The sequence below is a fragment of the Pseudoalteromonas sp. Of7M-16 genome (assembly GCF_022347805.1).
Taxonomy (GTDB): domain Bacteria; phylum Pseudomonadota; class Gammaproteobacteria; order Enterobacterales; family Alteromonadaceae; genus Pseudoalteromonas; species Pseudoalteromonas luteoviolacea_F.
The window spans coordinates 1-21,149 of sequence record NZ_JAKRFY010000035.1; the positions used below are offsets into that span (position 1 = coordinate 1).

A 21,149-nucleotide genomic window follows, 5' to 3' on the forward strand; every position below is an offset into this window, starting at 1 on the left:
GCTTTAGAATCTATGTATTCGATATTAGCTAGGTAATACTGCGTTCGCTGTCGGTAGCCTTTTGCACGATGTCATCCTGAACTCGTTTCAGGATCCATGCATTCGATATTAGCTAGGTGTTAGAGGTGGTAGCCTTAGCAACTGTCAAAACGGCTCATTTCACCTTGCGCAAAAAAACCGTGCTCACTGCGTTCGCTGTCGGTAGCCTTTTGCACGATGTCATCCTGAACTCATTTCAGGATCTATGTTTTGATGCTGGCTAGGTTTATCGTATTTGGTTACAGAAAAGAGGCAGACTTTCTTTGCTAAATTCACTAAAAACGGTAAAAATGTAAAGGCTGTTATTTGAGCAGCAATAATAAGTTAAAGGATATAATTATGAAAATAAAATTGAATAAGAAACGCGTAAAAAATTTATCTAAGACATCAAGTGAGCTAGCGGCCAAGCAAACGGCAGAAGTAGGTGGCGGAAATTTCGAGACTTATGGTATGTGTAGCTATGGGTGTGACACAGCTGTCTATTTAGGTTGTGTTACTGGGCGAGACTGTTATTCGTTTGACGGGCTTTGCCATAACCCGAATTAAACTTTTAAGGCGACGGTTATGTCGCCTTAACGATTCTGTGGCATGGATATGAACATGCCACAGCGAGCTGTTTTTAAGGCTATTAGTACCTATTGTAAATCATACTTAGCCTAAATTAACTTGGCAAAAAGTTCCCATGAAAACCCAATGGAATTGCATGGTTCAGCCATGCTCTACAAATGGGTCCATCAGCGACATGCTGTGCTCGAAAAATGTTTAAGCAAGTTCGCTTACTTGGGATATGCAATGCTGTGCCAATTAGGTAGCCTCCCTTTGCGTTGTGGTTTTGATCTACCAATACGTGCTCTTCAACTAAAAAGTCTTTCCCATAGGTGTATAAATCTTGGCTGTCAGTATCAAGGTTGATGCGTCTTACACTGTCACTCCAAACATCGCTTTCAACAGAAGAGAGTGTGAACAAGTCGCGATTTCTATTACCTGTCAAATGGCCATAAATCCTTGGAAATTCGCTAATTCCATCAATTTTATGCGACTTTGTTTTGCCGTTAGACATTAGAGAAAATATAACTGTCTGTGCTGGAGAAACGGGAATATTGACCTCTCCTCTCATCATAGATGCCATGTGATGTAATACTGTACTATCTGGGTAGAGGCTCATATCAAGATGAATATTTCCTTGTTGATCTTCCCACGCATTTCCAAAGTGAAAAACAAAACCAGGCTCTAATTCATAGCGTTTTGTGATCTTTAATGTATTTTTACTGATCACTAATACTTCCATCGGCTGCTGCTGGTGAAACTGTATTGAGGAAAATAACCCTTCTGTACTTAGGTCTCGTTTAAGCGAAGGTAAAACCAATACTATATGGTTTTTGGTGATCAGGAAATCATGTACCATCCCACCTTTAAAACCACTGTTTATCAATGCGACGTTTTTAAGAGTTCCTGTGGGGCTTAAATGATATAATACGATATGCCCACTAAGTGCGTAGCCAAAATTCCAAATAGACCCGTCTTTTTCTAGCCTTGGGTGTGCAGAAAAAGGAAGCCCTTTTAGGCTTTGCTCATGCTGTGTATTCTTACCAATGTTGACTCGCCCTAACGTTTCTAAAGATTGGCTATTTAGAGCTGTTGCAGAGCCTGCCTCCCAAAGTGCCCAAAGCTCACCATTCACCGGTATAACGTTTGTGTTTGCGGTGTTTATCGAATCAGGGTTCGCAATTGATTGGCTGTTTTGCAACTTACTGTCTGGACCTGAGTATAAAAATTTTCCTGCCTTTGCTTCTTGTTCAAACTTATCAGTGCGTATGAACTTTCCTTGGTGATGAACCGCGCCGTTACCAATTTGGAACTGATGCACCATGCCGTCACCTTCGAACAGGTGTGTATAGCGCTGACCGGCTCTTTGGTGAAGGCCTGGCCCATTACGGTAAAACGCTCCCGTTAAATCATCCGGTAACTTCCCCTCCAAAAGTAGCTTTTGTGGTCTGTAATTAGAGTCAACACCGACCACACCGATAAGCTCTGGACGTTTTTCCAATGCGGCCGTAAAGCGTTTTTGGTTAATTGTCATTATGTCTTCCGTAGCAAACAAGTTACTTGCTAAACACGGATTAGAAATTGCAGCATGTGCCAATGGTGCTGCTAGCATACCTTTTAACAATTGTCGGCGTTCCATCGTCGGCTCCTTAATAGTGGATAGTGGTATTTTCTACATTGCGACCTGAATTTATGGCGATAACCATCTCTTGATAGCTAGGTGGGCCGAATTGTATGGTTGCATTATTTGAAAACCCTACGCCTTCTGTAGGAATACCAAATAAGTTACTATCCAACTTTGCATTATTGTTGATGTCGTGAAAAAAACGCACAACGTACTCGCCAGCTTCTAAATTGCTGAAGTGGGCTGTGGTGTGCCCTTTTTGAGCCTTAATAATACTTGCAGTGTAACTTTGGCCCTCTTTATAGTTTTGCTCACCTTTGAACAGTTCAATGTAAATCTTTCCTTCACTGCTATTGATATCTTCAATTCGTAGCTCTAACTCATTTGCCATTATTGGAGTGCTTAATAGACTAAGTGTCATTAGTAATGCTTTCATTTTTGATCCTCTGCTGTTGTTATTTTCTGACGCGTAATTGCGCTTGTCGATAAACAAGATAAAATGCGGTTACCCTGCGAGCAATCTGGATTTCGTAGGGGTGACAATTACTTCGTGAAACGGTCTGATTTATAAGGTGTCAAATTGGCGAATCGTGAAAATGAAAAAAATATTCAATCAAATCATGGTTTAACTAAATCTTGGTCAATCCGAGATTTTTTCTCTGACTGCGTAGTTGTATTTGTGTTTGCAATGTTTTTGGCTTATTTAAAGCCGTTTGGCATGGATGGTGTGAGTTTTGTTTATGCCCTCGGCTTTTGGCTGACAATGTGTTTTTGCGGTTATGCGCTATATGCTCCAGCAATCAAGGTAGGAGACAGATTGTTTGATGTTTATTTACCGACATGGGCACGCCATAAACTGATCGCCCTGATTGTCTCAACCTTTTTAGCGAGTCTAGCCATGGGGTTGGTTGCGCCGTTTATCATCTCGGCTTTTTTCTCCATGTCTTCAGGCTACTGGGGATCTGTTGTTTCATCAATTATTGCCAGTATGTTTATAGGTGGGATTATTACAGCGGCAAGTGCAGTTAAGACATATGTGAAATTGCAACGTCAATTGATCATTGATCAGCAAGTAAAAATTGACACTGAACAGGCGCAAGTTGGAGAGCTGAAGGAGCGTAATTCAATCGAATTCATTAATAAGCTCCCTCTCGAGAAGCGCGGTTCGCTGTTGTGTTTACAAATGGATGATCATTACCTAAAAGTCATCACTGATAAGGGGGAGCACTTATTATTAATGCGGTTTAAAGATGCTTTGTTGCAACTCCATGAGTTTCCTGGTTTTCAAACTCATCGCTCTTGGTGGGTTGCCAAAGAAGCAGTTGATTCCACAAAAAAAGATGGGAGGAAACTGGTTTTGATACTATCTAATGGGCTGGAAGTGCCTGTTTCGCAAACTTTTATGCACAATATCAAAGTGCAACTTAACCTTCTGTAGGGACAATCTTATATATCGATAGTGTACTTATGTGTTGAAGTGCGACTTGTGTCGCACTTTGCTGTGTGTTAAGGTGCGACATATGTCACAGGAGGTAGTATGTTAAAGCCAAACAACACAGAGCTAGTAATTCTAAAATTACTTTGGAAGCGTGAACCAAGAACAGCTAGAGAAATTCATGATGAAATTGAAGCGGATTTTTCTTGGAGCTACTCGTCAACTCGGAAAACACTTGAGCGAATGGCAGACAAAGGGTTGCTCAATGTAGGAGAGCAAGGCAACAAAAAAATATTTACTGCGGCAGCTGAGAAAGTACCCACACTTGCTGCGTGTGCCCAAGAGTTTGCTCAATCTGTATTTGAGTTGGATGGACCGCTTCCTGTTGCGATGTTTGCGGATAGCCGTCTTATTGAAGCTGAAGAGTTAGATGAGCTTGAATCTCTGCTTGATGAGCTAAATGGAAAGAGTAAAGAATAGGGTAAAATGGCATGGATTGGACATTAGTAAGCCCTGTCATGGTGCTAGCTTTATGGCTATTTACGAGTTATCTACTATTGAATGTAGGTAATCTGATAGCTCGCAGGTATCCATCTTCTCCGACAATCTGGTGGGCCGTATTGGCATTATCGGCTTTACCTATTTTACCTATTGGTTCTAGTTCTGAATTAGTACATATCCCAAAAGTACTTTTAGAGTTCGGAAGTTATATTGAGCAGAAACAGCATCAAGTACCGCGTACCTCAGAACAAAGTACACTGTTTTTGGCTGATGTTTTACTTTATGGTGTGATTGCACTGTATTTGGCTGTGGCTGTTTACAGGTTATATACGCTATTTGCAAGCTGGCAGAACATAAATAGGCTGCTGAGTACATCAGAGCCTTTCAAGCAATCAGTTACTTCGGTGCCATGCGTCCAGCTTCCAATTAATTGCTCTCCTTTTGTTTTCGGTATTGCTAATTGCAAAATTGTATTGCCCAACTACTTTTCGAACTTAGATAGCGAACAGCAATACAGTTTACTTTGTCACGAAGTGACCCATATACGTAGCAAAGATCATTTGGCCTTGATAGCGTGGAGCTTACTCGGGTGCATTTTTTGGTTTAACCCTTTTATAAAGCGTATGGAGAAGTGTTTTGTTCATGCTTTAGAGCTAAGGTGTGATCAGTTTACAGTGACACATTTTGAACTAAATAAAAAACACTATGCTGCAACCTTGGTGACTGCACTTAAACACTCTGTGAACACCCATTCTTTTGCGAGTGCTGCTAATTTTTCATCCGGAGCTTTGAGTTTGGCTGATTATAAACTTAGATTACAGGAAATTATTGAGCCGAAATCCAATAAACCAGCTTATTTGATCATTTTACTCTCACTGATCACTGCTTTACTCGGCTTTGTGAACTTAAAAGCGGCACCTGCGATACACGTAAACACCAGCCATTGGCACAATCCATTGGATACATTTTGGGTGAGTTCGCACTATGGTCATATCTCTGAGTTTCGAAACTCAAAAGCGCACGGAGGTATTGACTTGGTTGCACCTGTTGGCGCGCCGGTGATGGCTGTATCCAGCGGTACTGTTGTTATTGCTGATGCGACAACCTTATCGTCACGGTATGGGAATGTGGTACTAGTGCAGCATGAAAATGGTTATCAAAGCTTGTACGCACATCTAGATACAATTGTGGTAGAGCCGGGGACGCGGATAAAAGGAGGCGGTAAAGTTGGGACGTTAGGCGCGACAGGCCGTGTTACAGGGCCACATCTTCACTTTGAGCTGTTGTATCAAGAGCAACGGATCAATCCTTTGGCAATTTTAGCACTAGAATAATCATGATAAAAAACGGTTTATTAATGGCTGCAGCTTTAGTTGTAGGGGTTGCTTGCACCTGCGAAAAAGTAGTGACGGCAGCACCGGGATCTGAAGCGCCTAAGCCGCATTCAACAGTAGGTAAGACGCCAATTGACTCTAATATTGACGCCAATGAGGCTAAGAAGCCTAAAAACACAACAAAGAACTCACATAAAACCTTAAAGCTAGCTGCTGGAGAGAACTTGATAGGTGTATTACGTCGTTATGACGTAAATACGCAGCAAGCTATGGCGCTGATACGTGAATTAAAGCCGTGGCTGGATCTGAATAAGTTGACTGCGGGAAAACAGATCCAAATAACACTTAACGAGCAAGGCGCATTAACCGCGTTTTCCATAGGTGTACGTTTTGCGACAACCGTAACGGCAACTTTAGAAGATGGGGATTGGCAAGTAAGAGATTCCACTCTGGAAACTGAATTGGTAGACGAGCATATTCGAATTAATGTTGGTCGTAGCCTATATAACAGTGCGTTAGACGCAGGTGTTGCGGTGGAAGTCATTCAAAGAGCTATTGCTGTTCTTTCTCATCGAGTAGATTTTCAAAGGTCGCTTCAAGATACAGATGTGTTTGAAGTGATCTATCAGTCAGCTCAGCTGATTGATACACACCAACTATCCAAAAAAAGTAAAGCGGACAAGGTAAACTTTATCAAGTTGACAGTATCAGGTGTACCTCATCTTTTGTATCGCTATAGAGGGAATGGTGAATCACAGGATAGGTTTTACTATGCAGATGGACGCCCTGTGCAAAGCTTTTTGCTTAAAACACCGCTTAACGGGGCTCGGTTATCGTCTACATTTGGACGCAGAAAACACCCAATATTAGGTTACTCAAGACTCCACAAGGGATTGGATTTTGGTGCAGCAGTGGGCACGCCAATTTTTTCAGCCGGAGATGGAAAGGTGCTTAAAGCCAGTTGGGGCGGCAGCTTTGGAAATCGCATTGTGATTAGGCATGAAAATGGATACCAGTCGTTGTACGCCCACTTGCAAGGGGTTGCTAAGGGAATAAAAGCAGGACGTGAGGTGAGTCAGGGTGAGGTAATTGGTTATCTGGGCAATACAGGTTTGTCTCAAGCACCCCATTTACACTTTGAAGTGCACAAAGATGGTCATGCTATTAATCCTTTGACGCTCAAGACTCATCGATATTCAGCAGGCAAACTTTCTGGAGCTAAATTGGAAGCTTTTTCTCAAACTGTTGCACGTATTGAAGCGCAATTAAAACACAGCTATTCAAAACAAAATGAACAGTCAGAGTTCGTCTTTAATCAGATCCTCAAGGAGTATCAACGCTAATGTATAAGCAGCTTTTTCTTACTTTAAATATAATCTTATTAACGTTTTTTACGCAAGTAAGTGCCAGTGATCAGTTTGTTATTCAAAACACGCAGACGTTGCAAATTACATCAGAGTTCAATCAACAAAACTATGAGCTGTATGTGCGACTACCCAAAGGATATAAAAAGTCAAAACGCAATTATCCACTTGTATTGATCAATGATACAAGTTATTCCATTGCCACTGCCAGTGGGATTTTACACCTAATTGAAGGGAGGGACATTGAAGAAGTCATTCTCGTCGGCATCTCATATTCTAAAGGAACAAACCCGTTATTTAGTCGGACACGGGACTACACGCCTACGTTTGCACCGAAAGAGACACAAGGCCATTCAAAAGCGGCTCAGCAAGTATCCGGACAAGCAAATAATTACGTGAAATTTATAGATAGCCAAGTGCTACCACTGATTGCGAGTCAATTCCGTGTGGATAAAACACGAAAGACCTTTGTGGGTCACTCCTATGGTGGGTTGCTTGGTACATACATTATGTTGCATCAGCCAAGCTTGTTCGAGTCATATATATTAGGCAGTCCATCTCTATGGTATGACAATAAAGTCATATTCGAGATGGAGCGGCGTTATGCAAAGCATAACAAGGCTTTACCTGCTACTGTCCGCTACTATATTGGTGGCAAAGAAGGGGGGATGGTGACGGATCTGAAAACCTTTGTTGGCATCTTAGATAAACGCCAGTACAAAAACTTAGACTATCAATATAAGGTGATCCCTAATACCTCGCATTTTAGTGTGTTTGCCTTGTTACTCACTGAAGGGCTGATCGATATATACGGAAAATAATACTTCATCCTATCTAGTAGCCTCAAACTGAACAGTTTGACACTTTTTTATTATAGTAAACCCTTTATTGTTCCTTTTTTCGCATATGAAAGAAGTGCAATCCTTGCCACATTGGACGTCAATGGGTATAGATTGTGAAAAAGTGTCAATACAAATTTGTTCTCTCGTTTTTGAAATTTGATGCGTATCACTCATTAAAAAATATCTTAAGTGAATGTTTATTAAGTACTAATTTATACCACTAAGGCAGTGTAATACCGGTGATTATGAATATAACTATATATTTATAAAGAGATTTTCATCTTGTGGAGAAACTGTTTTGGTTGAATTGTCAAGGATTTCCTTGGTACACTTGATGTGTCGATACTTTTATGAATATTTACATATTTAGCATTATTGACGTTGGTTTTTAGTCCATCTTGTGCGTAAAACTTTAGTTGGGAATAGTTTGTTGCAAAAGGATAGTAATAGAGCTTCACTTGGGGAGTTTGTCGTGGATTTGGAGCAAGGTTTGCTCTTTTTAAACGGCGAAGAAATCTCGGTAGAACCTAAAGTCATGGAGTTGCTGCTGTACCTCTATCATTGCCGTGGTCGTTATGTCACGGTAGAGGAGTTGCATGAGCATGTCTGGGCAGACCGTGTGGTAACGGATACCGCTGTGCGTGGTACAGTGAAAAAACTGCGGGTAGCTCTTAGAGATGATGATTTACATAACCCTAAATATGTAAAGTCGGTCGCCAAGCGAGGTTATAAGTTAATTTGTGAGTCTTCAATACTTGATGAGTCGCACGATGAAACGTTAACCACCACAATTGAAGAGCCTGACGCGGCTGCGTCAATATCAGATCGAGTAACCCAACCAAAAAGCAACAAGCAACGCTATTTAATTTGGTTTACCTGCGCTGTCATCGTAGCAATGACATGTATATATGTTGCAATTCAACATTCCTCCAGCCGTTTCGATTTTATTGGAGAGAAATTACTGACAGAGTACAAGGGTGAAAAAAAATCTGTAGCAGTATCATCGGATGGACGCTTCGTGGCATTTACTGGTAGAAACCTAGAAAATGAACTAAGCCAAGTGTACCTATTGGATAATCAAGATGGGTCAGTCCGGCAGTTGACTACCAAGGCTACCAATGCGCGATTTGTGAGTTTTGCACAGAATGATAAAGTTCTGCTCTTTAGCGACACCGTAACAGGCGCATCTTCTCTCAAGTTATTACCGTTAACTGTATCCGATCCAGAAAGCGCCATGATCACCCTGTTTGATGAGCAATACCTTATTAGTGGTATTCAACCGGGGCGAGTTCCATCGGAAGTTATTGTACAGCTTGCTAATAAAGCTGAATCAAGATTGATGATATATGCAGTTGACCTTGAAACTTTGCAAAAAACTCGGCTTGTTGCCCCGAGTCATTCGGATCAATATATCTGGGGAGGCACGGTTTCACCGGACAAAAAAAAGTTAATGACTATAGTGATGAAACCGGATAGTTATCAGCTTGTTATATTAAACTTTGAATCACAACAAGAGCGAGTTCTCAGTGAAACAAGTGCACAGGTTCATGGTGCTGTTTGGTTGAATGATGAACAAATTCTTATGCTAGATAGGGACGCTCTAAATATTGTTGATGTTCATACCGGAGCTATGCAAGTTGTTTTGCAAAATCAAGGCGACTTAATCACCGATATAGCTGTTGATAATAATGGTGGTGTGGTTGCGATTAAAAAGTCGCAAGTTAGGGCTGATAGGTTGTACATTGAACGCTCTTTTGCTGATGCGGGTGCAGTAAGCCGGGTCATTGATACTGCACCGGAAGTTACATCCATGATGTTTGACCCTGAAAATGAAAATATGAGATGGGTACGAATTAAAAAAAATAACATCAATTATATAGCCCACCTCAATATCAACACAGAGCAGCAGACTATTCACTACGAAACGAAGAAGCGGCTTGAGCTTCTAGATTCGGCACCGAACAACAAGTATTTACTTGTCAAAGAAGGCCATAGGCTCGCAATATTCTCTATTGAAAATAACCATATTCACTATTTAACCGCTGATTCAGGTTTAAGTAGTGATGGTGTATTTAGTCATAATGGCGAAGAGGTTTTCTTTGGTGTGCAAGTAGCTGGTGAGTGGGAGATACAAAGATTCAATATTTCCACATCCACGATAGATGTCTTTCTACGAGGGTATATGTCTATCCGACCTTCAAAAAGTGGATTTATAGCTGCTGACGGCAATGGTGACCTTTACCATTTAGACTCTAGCTTAGCAGTTTTAGAGGCAATGAAACATCGTATTGGTCTTCAGTTAATTACTCGTTGGCATGTTAAACAAAATTCTGTCATCTGGTCAGATTATGATTATTTAAAAAGTTATGTGCACCATGTGGATTTAGTAACGCAAAAGCATACCGTAATTGAGGACTTGTTTTTGAGTATGTACCCAAGAACTTCTGCAGATCAATTGGGCGAACACATTGTGTATCTATCTGTTCAGATAAACAACTCTGCAATACAGCAGTTGTATTTTGAGTAACCTTGCGATGCTTTTTCTATAAAGTAACTTTAACTAAAGAAGAGAACTATTATGAACGTCAATAAACTGTTGAGCCTTGCCTTTATTGCAGCGCTTACCTTAGGCCCACTGTACGTATTGAACTCGTCTTCACCTGAGTTTTGTCATATCGGAAAAGAGTGCAGTGATCCTTATGGAAAAGGTGAGTAAATATTCTTTTATATGCTTTTAGGCCTATAGAGCAACTGCTTCCCTCTCTTTCTGAACTGGTTTACCAAGTAATATTCTCACTTACGCGATTGAAATAAACATAATAATAGGATTTATAACATCATGATAAAAAAGCTTATTATTTAAGTTATAAAAAAACAATCGTTTAGTTGTTGGTGTTTGATACACATTTTAATAATTTGGTTATCGCAGCAAGGAGTGGGCACTTGGTAGTGTGATTCACCTCCAATGCTTTGTAAGGATGCAAAACTTTATTGGAGGCTGAGTCGCTAAACTCTCTTAAGTCAGCAAGGAAGCTGTAATCAGCCAGTGAAGAGTTTAAGCCATGGTCAGCCAGGATGCTGAAGAGAATCAGCCAGGATGCTGAAGAGAATCAGCCAGGATGCTGAAGAGAATCAGCCAGGACGCTGAAGTGAATCAGCCAGGACGCTGAAGTGAATCAGCCAGGACGCTGAAGTGAATCAGCCAGGATGCTGAAGTGAATCATCCAGGATGCTGAAGTGAATCAGCCAGGACGCTGAAGTGAATCAGCCAGGATGCTGAAGTGAATCAGCCAGGACGCTGAAGAGAATCAGCCAGGACGCTGAAGAGAATCAGCCAGGACGCTGAAGAGAATCAGCCAGGACGCTGAAGAGAATCAGCCAGGATGCTGAAGAGAATCAGCCAGGATGCTGAAGAGAATCAGCCAGGACGCTGAAGTGAATCAGCCAGGACGCTGAAGTGAGTCAGCCAGGATGCTGAAGTGAGTCAGCCAGGATGCTGAAGTGAGTCAGCCAGGATGCTGAAGTGAGTCAGCCAGGATGCTGAAGTGAATCAGCCAGGACGCTGAAGAGAATCAGCCAGGATGCTGAAGAGAATCAGCTAGGATGCTGTAAGGTCGTTAAGATACCTTAAGGCCTAATATGTTGTAGTTTAGCTAAAAGGCAAAAGCCTCGAAAGCGAGTAGAAATAAAAGAAAAAGCCAGCTTAAAACGAGAAAAGTTTATTTCCCTTCTCACAAGTATGTGAGAAAGACAGTTATTCCTAAACAGGGTGTTACTGAGAGTTGAATCTGGGAATGTTTGCTAATTCAAGGAAGGCTGCCGAGTTTGTGTTATTCCTTATCAAGAGGGATTGCCAAATAACTGCAAGGAGTGCAGTACTGGCTTTTATTCTTTTTACTAGCTGATTTCATAACCACCTTTCTGTTACCGTTTGTAATAAATATTAGTAAAGTAAACAAAGTAATAGCGCTATATGTAACTGCCCCAGTTTTAGTACAGCTCATTAGTAGAACTATGCTGCCTCAAGATAGCCCATTCTACGACTCAAACCAGCTGCACCATAAGCAAATACCACACTGATCTTAAACATATCTTTTAGCTTTCGGTTTTCATCTTCAAGCTCTTATAAACGTTTTACATCAGAGGCTTCCATCCCACCATATTTAGAACGTCACTTATAAAGTGTACTTTGATCAACCCCATGATTACGACATATTTCCAGTACAGGCACTCCTGATTCAGCTTCTTTGATCATGCCCACGATCTGTGTTTCAGTGAACTTACTTTTTCACACCGTAAAAGTACCTTCTTATATCGATAGAAGTTCTACTTATGAACTGTTTCAGTTAATGGGGGAGTTACACTCAAGCTGATTAATTTTACAGCTGTTTTGCTGGTGGTAAAAACGTGGTATGTAGGCTTAGTAGCCATGCGTAAATTACGACTCAGGCCCTCATAAGGCAAAATAGGGTTTACTGTGAAGTGTCAATTTGACTTGCGCTTCACAGTAAACGATGAGCGTGATTAACTAGGTTTAGTGTGGCCACCACTTTTTGGCTTATTGTGCGCTGAATGTCGTTTTTTATTGGGCCTAGATGCAGGCTTGCCACTGCGGTTTTCATGCGTTTTTGTAGCACGTTGTTGTCTTTGTGGCTTTTGACCTTTTTTGGGGTCTTTATTGGTTGCTGTATCCTGCACCGTTTCAGCTTGTGGTTGCTGCTTTTTTTTCGGCTTCTTAGGCTTTTTAGGTTTGATTGGGCGTGTATCTAGCGCCTTTTCTGGGACCGGGTTTTGTGGTGTAAATCCAGGTTCTTCAGCTCGCGGTATCAACGCCCCAATGAAACGCTCAATTCCGTACAAATCATCAGCATCAGCTAATGTCACAAAAGAAACCGCAACTCCTTCACTGCCTGCACGACCTGTGCGTCCAATTCTGTGTACATAGTCCTCATAGGTATTCGGTAAGTCATAATTCACAACATAAGGAAGTTCACTGATGTCTAATCCTCGCGCGACAATATCGGTGGCAACTAGGACATTGACTTCGCCGCTTTTGAAACCGTTTAGCGCTTTAACCCTGGCTCCTTGTGATTTATTCCCATGTATCGCTGCCGCGCTGATATGGTTTTTCTCAAGGTACGTGACCAATCGGTTTGCACCATGTTTTGTTCGACAAAAAACCAACACTTGTCGCCATTGCTTATTCAAAATGAAATGACTAAGAAGTTTATTTTTTTGAGACTTATCTAACGCATAGGCACTTTGATTAACACTCTTCGCGGCAGTATTTTCAGCCGCGACAGAGATTTCGACAGGGGCAGAAAAAAGTCCTTTCGCGAGTGCTCTAATTGGTTCTGAGAAAGTTGCAGAGAAAAGTAAATTTTGACGTTTTTTAGGTAACAGGCTAATGATTTTTTTCAAATCGTGAATAAAGCCCATATCCAGCATGCGATCGGCTTCATCGAGTACCAAAGCGCTTAATTCTGTAAATTTGACTGCATTTTGCTGGTACAGATCAAGGAGTCTACCCGGAGTGGCAATTAAAATATCAACCCCTTTTCTAAGGCGCATCATTTGCGGGTTTATTTTTACACCACCGTAGACAACAGTGCTGCGAATTCGGGTTCCAGCGCTATACGTTTCTACATTTTCTGCAATTTGTATCGCAAGCTCTCGAGTTGGTGCCAATACCAGAATACGTGCTTGGTTTGCATGGGGTTGTTGCGCCTCAAGTAGCTGCTCGATAAGCGGTAAGGTGAATGCAGCGGTTTTACCAGTCCCCGTCTGTGCTGCAGCCATGACATCTTTCCCCGCAAGAACTGCTGGAATTGCTTGCTGCTGAATAGGGGTTGGTGATTGGTAACCTTTCGATTGGAGTGTATTTAGCAATACTTGAGATAGCCCAAGTTGGGAAAAATTCATGCAAGTTCTCTTCTTTTTGGTCGGGATACTGCTCGACCTTTGCTTTGACTAGTTTGAGGCGATAGTGACACCATGAGAGAGCGATCATAGCAGAGTTGTGGTTTTCTGCCGAATGAATTATTGGCTGGGAAAATTAAGCTGGCACATTCTTTTCTTACTAGAATGCAGCGGATTTGCGACTTTTATCTATACTTTCATGTGGCAAGGATGAGAGGGAATAAGTATGGATTTAACACACCGTCACTCCGCTAAACTACTTCAAGGGTTAGTTGTTTTGTTTGGCTTTGGTTTTACCGGGGTATTGGGCTTTATGCTCTATGCTGAACAACAACGGCTCATTTCCCAAGAGTTTAATAAAGAATATTTATTGCGCGTCGATTCATTCAAACAAAGTGTGTTGAGTCGGTTAGCGACCTTACATAGCCTGGCAATTTTATTTGAGACTCAACCACAGGTGAGTAAATCGTTATTCAGACAAGTATCTGCTGGTTTACTTATCAATCACCCAGGTATCCAAGCTTTAGAGTGGGCACCACGCGTATTGCACCAAGATCGCGCCGCATTTGAACAGCAAGGGTTAAGTCATTACTCTCACTTTTCGGTGACCGAGCGCGAGCAATCAGGAGTGATGCAACGTGCACTACAGCGGGCCGAGTATTACCCTGTACAATTTGTTGAGCCGCTGTATGGCAATGAAATTGCACTTGGCTTTGACCTGCTGTCTGATAGTCGTCGACAAACGATAATTGAAGCGTCAAGAGACTTAGCTCTACCTTTGGCAACGTCGGGGATTAAGTTAGTGCAAGACCCCAAAGGGCATAGTGCTTTTTTGGCTATGCGGCCTGTATATCTAAACCAGCCAGTCACGGTATTGGAAAAACGCGCGCATATTTTGGGGTTTGTGGTCGGTGTATTTAAAATACAGACACTGATTGCAAACTCGAAATTGGGTAAAAGCGAAGGTGATATAGAGTTTGTACTGGAGGATGTGACAAAAGCCAAAGCGCCAAAAATACTTCATCGCCATGGTCCAATGCAAACGCAGCTTGCACCAAACACTGTGTGGTTGCAAGTGTGGGGTCGAGACTGGGCTATCAGCGCAGTGCCTTCGACTCAATTTATCCAGAATAGAACCTCTGCGCTGCCGTATATCATAATCGTAATTGGTTTTTTCTTGACGGCATTGACTTTCCTGTATGTACGTTTGTTATATCGAAGACAGCTTGCTATTCAGCGTGCTGTGAGAGTTAAAACGTATGAACTAGACAAAGCCAATGCTCAATTGCAGGTATTGACGCAAATTGATGGCCTAACACAGGTGTCCAATCGCCGCTATTTTGACTTGCAGCTACAGAAAGAATGGCGCCGAGCCGCGCGTATTGCCAGCCCAATTAGCTTGTTGGTGATCGATATTGATTACTTTAAAGAATACAACGACCACTATGGTCACGTGATGGGAGATGAATGCTTACGTAGTGTGGCGCAAGCACTGAACGAACTCGCACAGCGACCTTGTGATGTATTCGCCCGTGTAGGAGGTGAAGAGTTTGTGTTTATTTTGCCTGATACGGAAAAAGTAGATGCTTTTTGCGACAAGTGCCTAGCGGCGGTTCAGGCGCTTAAGTTACGCCATCAAGGTTCATCAGTGTTTAAATATGTCTCTGTGAGTGTTGGCGCATGTGTTATGCGCCCTAGCAATGGAGAAAGTGAAGAAGTATTGCTAAATCACGCTGATAGGGCAATGTATACGGCCAAAGAAACAGGCCGTAATTGCGCTAAAGTGATTAACCTTGTTAAGCCTAGTCCACCGCAGGTGTCAATGAGTGCGGTTGAATAGAGGGTTTATTTGACTGAGATAACACCAAAAAGCTTAATATTAATAGATTACAAATGAACCAAATATCTTTTATAACGAACTGTCCAGTACCAGTGAGTATCGTTGTCGCGCTTAATGCACCAGGTGTGGTAAACAAGAAGGTTTGTGTCATCAAGAACACCGCACCACAGCCAAGTACCGCTATTTTTAAGAGCAAGGTGTGGCGTAAAATGATGGCCGTCATAAGTAACACGACAAAGAGTATGTCATAAATACCGATTAAGTTAGAGGCCATTTGTATCGAAAAAAGTTGATACATCCACGACATAAATGGAGAGTTACTGACCAGTGGCTCAATACCTTTGGCTTCTAGTTCCATAAACTTCATGCCGCCGATCCACAGTAAAACTAATGCAACAGGAAAGAAATTAAGCCAGATGTGTTGAGCTGCACTGAATCTCTCACGGCAGAATAAGTAAGCCACGATAGGTAACAAAGCAAAGTATTTAATGATCCCTTGCCCTGAGCCGATCACTGGGAATCCACCATGTGCTTGGATCCATCTCGCTTCACCAAAAAGAGTGACTAAAAAGGCAATCGCAATAACTACAATGCTTATCAGTGCCGCTTTTTTGAACATCGGTTGCTGTAGAACGACCAAAGCACTGGTGATAACAATAATGCCACCTAACAGTTGCGCAGACAGCATATCGGAAATCGCAAGATCTAGGGTGTAGAATTGCAGTAGAGCGTGCACATAGCGGTCATTCCCACCGAGCATCATAGACAGTCCAAAAACAAACAGGCTGAATGCGGTTAATCCAGTGACTATATTAAGAATCATTTTATGTTGCATACGAACTCCAGGAAAATTGATTAGACTTAAAGACCGCATGCCATACATATATATTTCAATATTTTTTGAAAAACAGAGTTGAGAGTTCACCAGATACTTTAACCATAACTTTTTTAAAGGTGAAAAAGCTCGCTAAATCAAATGATTCATTTAAAAACCACTCCTTTAGTCTGGTTTTTATGCGCTCTTCGCACCACTTTATGTTGATTAACATGATAACCTCCCAGCCTTCGGAATATTTCATTCTTGATATTTTGGTTATTAGGTATTGCATATCTCGAATGTGCTAATCAATTCATGTGATTAAAGCGCATTAATAAAGAAAGGGTAATTGATAATGTTAAAACACTGTATTGGGCGATTCACTCAATATGCGGTTGTTGTCTTGTTTGGCATATTTTCGCAAACGATTGCAGCTGACGAGTATCGTGTGCTAGAGCGCGACGTAGCGTCATCCGTTGTTTTCGATGGGCAAGATGACTATGCGGAACTGGTAAGTGACAAAAATGTCGACTTTGGCGGCAGTTTTACGATTGAAGCTTGGGTAAAGGTCGACAAAGTAACGCATTTTTCGCGATTACTGGACTTTTTCAATCAAACTGGTAGCGACAATATAATTTTTGCGACGTCTATCGCTAAAACAGGCAAACCTCGTTTTAGTATTTATCGCGATGGCCATGAAACAGTTGTTGATTCACCTAAGGCAATATCAATTGGCCATTGGACGCATCTAGCGGCAACCTTTGAGCGTGAGACAAAAACAGCCAATTTATACATTAATGGGGAGCTGGTCGCCACCAACAACAATATGAATGTGCCGAGCTCTCAAAGTCGTCGGCATCGTTATATCGGACGCAGCGCTTGGAATGGAGATGCGTTATTTAAAGGTGCGATACATGACTTTAGGGTGTGGAATGTTGTGCGTAGTCAAAAGCAAATTATCGCAAATAACCGCGCCGTATTTGAGGCTGGCACTGCGGGGTTGATCGCCAATTATCCGTTAAATATGAGCGATATGATGGGCGGTAGTGTGCGAGATCATGCAACGGGCGGAGATTACCTACACCTGCATGGTGCGCAAGCTGGCACAGCTCGCACTACGTCAGCAGACTACCCGTTTACCGTACCACAGCTAAGCGTGCCACAAGATTATCGTGCAGTCACGGTATCTGGGTTGCCAAAAGGGGTGAGTATTAAAGGCAATGCTTTGCTACCTAAGAAAAATAAAAATGGCACCTATATGCAGGTAGTCGATTTAAATGCATTGAAAAATGGGGCACTGTTACTCAACATTCCACAAGGTTTTTTCGGTAAATTCTCACTCCAGGTGGAAGTTCACGCAGGCAGCATAAAACCCTATGCCGTGAAACCTGTTCAGCAGCATAATTTTGTTTACATTGTGCCGCCAAAAGACGATGACTTACTGTTTGCCAAAAGTGGCAGTATCGACTTTGGCGAGCCAATTGAACAAGTAACGCATCATAGTGATATCTACTGGGGTATTAACAAACGCGGCGTCGTTTATAGTCGTGCCAAAAATACCGAATGGAAAGTAGATACAGACGTTGATCAAGGGATGCGGTTTGTCAGCATTGGCAGTGATAAAGACGGAGGTGTTTGGGCGGGTACGGATGATGGAAGAGTATACTTTCGAGACCGTTTTGATTCGCCATGGCAACAAGTTGATGGCTTTTTCCCGCAGTTAGCAGTACAGCCTAATGGTTATGTTTGGGCTGCGGCAACCAATCAAAATGGAGAAGTCTATGTAAGAAATGGCCTTAAAGGTGAAATTAAGTTACATGGTAAAAAATCATCCGGGGACTGGTTGACGCAAGATGGCTTTATGAAAAAACTGGCTGTTGGCGCAGATGGCCAGGTTTGGGGTATTGATGCCGCTGGATACGTAAAAAATCGTTTTGGTATCTCAGCTCCATGGTACTTTACGCCTTCGGATGCGATTGATCCTAAGAAAGTAAAATCATTTGATGACAACGCACCTTTTGATCCCACAACCGATGTATTTGGTGACACGAGTAAAGCCGTACCAGTGAATGATCCGAACTATATTCCCAGTTATGGTGGTGAATATGAATTAAGTGCCAAAGCGAAAGAAATAGCCGTTGATAACGATGGTCGGGTATGGGTTGTTACCGAAAAAAATGACCGCTATGTGAGGGGGAGTGCAGATCAACCTTGGTATTTAGTGCAAGGAAAATACCGTGATATCAAAAGTAGCTTTGGTGTTGGAAAGGCCGTTCCATTAAATGTGATCGTCAATCCAAAAGTACGCAAAGATGCGACTGTGACCATTTCTGGACTACCTCACGATGTGGTTTTACTGGATAAAAATAATCAGTATTTAATTCAGGGGGGCAGCATAGATCTGAGTGCGGATGATGCTACAGGTCTAAAGTTAGATGTGACGAAAGCCCATCATGATTTTTATGTCAATGTTGAGCTAAATACACGCTATGACGGCAACCCAATATCGACACAGCAAAAGGTTTTTATTGATGACGCTGAGTTAGAGCGCAGCGTTAGTGGCGGGACTGTCTTCCAAGTAGCCGACAGCAGAAATAACTATACAGTTGAGAGAGTAGGTAACTCACTGGTGTTGACGTACCGTTATGACTCTACTCGTGTAACACGCTTATTGATGACCGATGTAGACTACATTCGTTTTACCGACAACGTAGTGGCCATCGCTGACTATTATAAGACTTACCAGTTGCCAGCGTCTGTCAATACTAGCCCCGGTAACATTGTAATGATAGCGGGAGTGCCCGCTGGTGCCGTGGTGAATAACTCAGTTGCTATGGGTAACGGAGTATTTGCATTAATTGGTGATGAAATCCAATCTGGTGCTTTTTCAATTGATTTTCCAACTGTTGAGGTGGACAAAGCGGTTGAACTGAAAGTGGGGGTGACTGCTGAAACCTCTGTGAGTAAGGAGTTGATTGGTGGTGCGCGTATTAATGGTTATGCAAATGCAAAAGCGTATGCTGAAGCGGATGCTGAGCTGTCGTTTTCAGTGGGGCCCGATGGTGTAAATGCAGAAGCAAGAAGCTATATTGGTGCTGGCGCGGTTGCGACAGCTGGTGGCTCTGTTGAAGTCGACGGAGTGGGTTCAGCGTCGCAAGAGTACAGCGCAGAAGTTACGGTTGATGCAGAAATTGAAGCGCAATTAACGATTGATAAAACCCAGATCTCTCAACATGTTAAATTGGGCACGCAGGCAACAGTATCAGCCACAAGTACGCTAGAAGTCGAAGTGGATTTTGTGCCGGGCACAAGTGCGACGACTGAAGGGACTGCGGCATTGACGGCTTATGCAAATGTCGAGGGCGATAGCCAGCTTTGCTACGGCGATGGGTGTTATGGTATTTCTGGCTCTGCTGGTGCGGAAGCTGGGATAATGGCCACCGCTTCTGGGTATGCAAGCGGCTCTTTAGCTGGCGTTGGTGGTAATGCTGAAGGGGGTGTAGAAGCTGGCCTTGGTGTTGGGATCAACGCAGGAGCAACTGCGGGATATGAAGACGGTGAATTAACCGTGGGTGTGTCAGGTGAACTTGCGGTATTGATTGGCCTTGATGTGGATGTCAATGTGGTCATTGATACCAACTCGGTGGCAGATACGGCTGACTTAGTTGGCAATGGTGTCATTGGAGGGCTAGAAGCAGTTAACTCCAATATGCTTACCGTGGACCAAGCAGTTACGCAGTATTACGTGCCAGCTATTCGGTTTGTACAGACCAATATGTTGCCACTTGATCAAGCGATGGGGCAGTATGGTGTCTCCGCGCAGCAAGCCGTATTTAGCGGCATTATCAGCGTTGATGACGCCGTCAATAACTATGGCGCGAAGGCAGGAGACTTTGCTGGAACGGCATTTGATAGCGCCAAAGATAAGGCTGAAGATACAGCCAAAGATGCTTACAATGGTGCCAAACATTTCATTTGTCATATCTTTTGCTAAACAAATAAAGGCAATATAATCTGATAGAACGCGGCGCTTGCCGCGTTTTTTTGATCATACCCAAGCGAAAACGGAAGTGCTGTTTAGGGGTTAAGTTATGGAGATTTAATTACTTAAGCGGTTCTGTCATTTAGTTTTTGTGCTATTCAATATCGTTTGATATTCGCCGCTGTGTATTATTTTTTGCATGCCATCGTTAAAGATCTTCAGGAGCTTTTCAGAGGTTGGTTTAGTTCTGGGAAATAGCAGATGTAGCGTTCCAGTCATTAGCGGGGTGGAGTGATAACTGAGTACGTGTTTATCATTGGGATATTCTTGCTCCAACAAATAATTGGCTGGGAGCAGGCCCATTGGAAACAAGTCAATTCGGCCTTTTATCAGCATGGACAGGTTTTGCTCATCGCGTGTCATGATGCTGATATTGAGTAGTCCAGTACTGGCAAGCTGCCAAAATTCTTGTGTATAGCTGTAGCCTCGGGTAGCACCAATGCGATATTTATCTAACTCTTCTAGCCTTTGCCATGGCGGTATTGGATTGTTTTTATTATAAAAAAAGACCGCTGTTTCTTCATATAGAGCTGTGCTGCACAGATAGTCGCGCTGTCTTTCAGTGGTACAGAACCAATATGCAGATGCATCATAGCGCACTTTCTCTGACTCTTTGAAACTGCGCGCCCACGGCATAAATACAAACTTCACTTTGATCCCCTGCTGCGCAAACGCTTTGCGAATGATTTGCGGCACGAGCCCTTGTTCGACAAGTTGAACCCCTGAATAAGGCGGGTACTCACCTATGGTGATCGTCAATGTTTGCGCATAGCTTGTATGGCAGCCTGCAAAATAGACTAAAATAGCGAGGATCAAAGGGCGTGTTTGTCGCTTTATTTTCATCAT

Annotated in this window: 15 protein-coding genes and 1 pseudogene; 10 read left to right on the top strand and 6 right to left on the bottom strand. The window is 42.5% G+C overall.

What is annotated here, in order from left to right; genetic code table 11:
- Positions 1-378 precede the first annotated feature (378 nt).
- The gene (locus tag MHN81_RS24920) at positions 379-585 is read left to right on the top strand and encodes a hypothetical protein (RefSeq protein WP_023400580.1); all 207 of its coding nucleotides are present in this window, start codon (positions 379-381) and stop codon (positions 583-585) included.
- A gap of 115 nt (positions 586-700) precedes the next feature.
- Here the strand turns inward: MHN81_RS24920 and MHN81_RS24925 are convergent, their stop codons facing one another.
- Entirely contained in the window at positions 701-2,224 is a 1,524-nt protein-coding gene (locus MHN81_RS24925; protein ID WP_239427043.1) for a carotenoid oxygenase family protein, read from the bottom strand.
- Between the two features lie 10 nt (positions 2,225-2,234).
- On the bottom strand, positions 2,235-2,645 hold the full coding sequence (locus MHN81_RS24930) for a DUF2141 domain-containing protein (protein ID WP_023400578.1): 411 nt from the start codon (positions 2,643-2,645) through the stop codon (positions 2,235-2,237).
- 144 nt (positions 2,646-2,789) lie between these two features.
- Here MHN81_RS24930 and MHN81_RS24935 point away from each other — a divergent pair, with 144 nt between their 5' ends.
- The 7 genes from MHN81_RS24935 to MHN81_RS24965 all read left to right on the top strand — a co-directional run bounded on the left by MHN81_RS24935 (position 2,790) and on the right by MHN81_RS24965 (position 10,401).
- Positions 2,790-3,647, top strand: coding sequence for a LytTR family DNA-binding domain-containing protein (locus MHN81_RS24935; RefSeq protein WP_023400577.1), 858 nt, complete (start codon positions 2,790-2,792; stop codon positions 3,645-3,647).
- A 99-nt stretch (positions 3,648-3,746) separates the two neighbouring features.
- On the top strand, positions 3,747-4,124 hold the full coding sequence (locus MHN81_RS24940) for a crosslink repair DNA glycosylase YcaQ family protein (protein ID WP_023400576.1): 378 nt from the start codon (positions 3,747-3,749) through the stop codon (positions 4,122-4,124).
- A gap of 11 nt (positions 4,125-4,135) precedes the next feature.
- Complete coding sequence (locus MHN81_RS24945) at positions 4,136-5,479, top strand: M23/M56 family metallopeptidase (RefSeq protein ID WP_239427044.1); 1,344 nt, start codon at positions 4,136-4,138, stop codon at positions 5,477-5,479.
- A gap of 23 nt (positions 5,480-5,502) precedes the next feature.
- Positions 5,503-6,822 carry a peptidoglycan DD-metalloendopeptidase family protein gene (locus MHN81_RS24950; protein WP_239427045.1) on the top strand — a complete coding sequence of 440 codons (1,320 nt, stop codon included), beginning with the start codon at positions 5,503-5,505 and terminating at the stop codon, positions 6,820-6,822.
- Positions 6,822-7,664 (top strand): alpha/beta hydrolase-fold protein, encoded by an 843-nt coding sequence (locus MHN81_RS24955; RefSeq protein ID WP_023400573.1) that lies wholly within the window; start codon positions 6,822-6,824, stop codon positions 7,662-7,664. Before MHN81_RS24950 ends, MHN81_RS24955 begins: the two co-directional genes overlap by 1 nt.
- Positions 7,665-8,115: 451 nt before the next feature.
- Entirely contained in the window at positions 8,116-10,212 is a 2,097-nt protein-coding gene (locus tag MHN81_RS24960) for a winged helix-turn-helix domain-containing protein (RefSeq protein WP_155250788.1), read from the top strand.
- A 51-nt stretch (positions 10,213-10,263) separates the two neighbouring features.
- Positions 10,264-10,401 (top strand): hypothetical protein, encoded by a 138-nt coding sequence (locus tag MHN81_RS24965; RefSeq protein ID WP_023400571.1) that lies wholly within the window; start codon positions 10,264-10,266, stop codon positions 10,399-10,401.
- A gap of 1,410 nt (positions 10,402-11,811) precedes the next feature.
- Here MHN81_RS24965 and MHN81_RS24970 read toward each other — a convergent pair.
- Both MHN81_RS24970 and MHN81_RS24975 read right to left on the bottom strand, forming a co-directional pair.
- A pseudogene (locus tag MHN81_RS24970) lies at positions 11,812-11,979 on the bottom strand (transposase); the annotation flags it as partial.
- 230 nt (positions 11,980-12,209) lie between these two features.
- Positions 12,210-13,607, bottom strand: coding sequence for a DEAD/DEAH box helicase (locus MHN81_RS24975; RefSeq protein WP_239427046.1), 1,398 nt, complete (start codon positions 13,605-13,607; stop codon positions 12,210-12,212).
- Positions 13,608-13,830: 223 nt separating this feature from the next.
- Between MHN81_RS24975 and MHN81_RS24980 the strand changes: the two genes are divergently transcribed.
- The gene (locus tag MHN81_RS24980) at positions 13,831-15,444 is read left to right on the top strand and encodes a diguanylate cyclase (RefSeq protein ID WP_239427047.1); all 1,614 of its coding nucleotides are present in this window, start codon (positions 13,831-13,833) and stop codon (positions 15,442-15,444) included.
- On the opposite strand, the gene MHN81_RS24985 is transcribed toward MHN81_RS24980, so the two are convergent.
- A complete protein-coding gene (locus tag MHN81_RS24985; RefSeq protein ID WP_023400280.1) occupies positions 15,407-16,279 on the bottom strand; it encodes a DUF417 family protein in 873 nt (290 codons plus the stop codon). The genes MHN81_RS24980 and MHN81_RS24985 overlap by 38 nt on opposite strands.
- A gap of 337 nt (positions 16,280-16,616) precedes the next feature.
- Between MHN81_RS24985 and MHN81_RS24990 the strand changes: the two genes are divergently transcribed.
- The gene (locus MHN81_RS24990) at positions 16,617-20,255 is read left to right on the top strand and encodes a LamG-like jellyroll fold domain-containing protein (protein WP_239427048.1); all 3,639 of its coding nucleotides are present in this window, start codon (positions 16,617-16,619) and stop codon (positions 20,253-20,255) included.
- A gap of 126 nt (positions 20,256-20,381) precedes the next feature.
- Here MHN81_RS24990 and MHN81_RS24995 read toward each other — a convergent pair whose 3' ends face one another.
- Positions 20,382-21,149, bottom strand: coding sequence for a transporter substrate-binding domain-containing protein (locus MHN81_RS24995; RefSeq protein WP_239427049.1), 768 nt, complete (start codon positions 21,147-21,149; stop codon positions 20,382-20,384).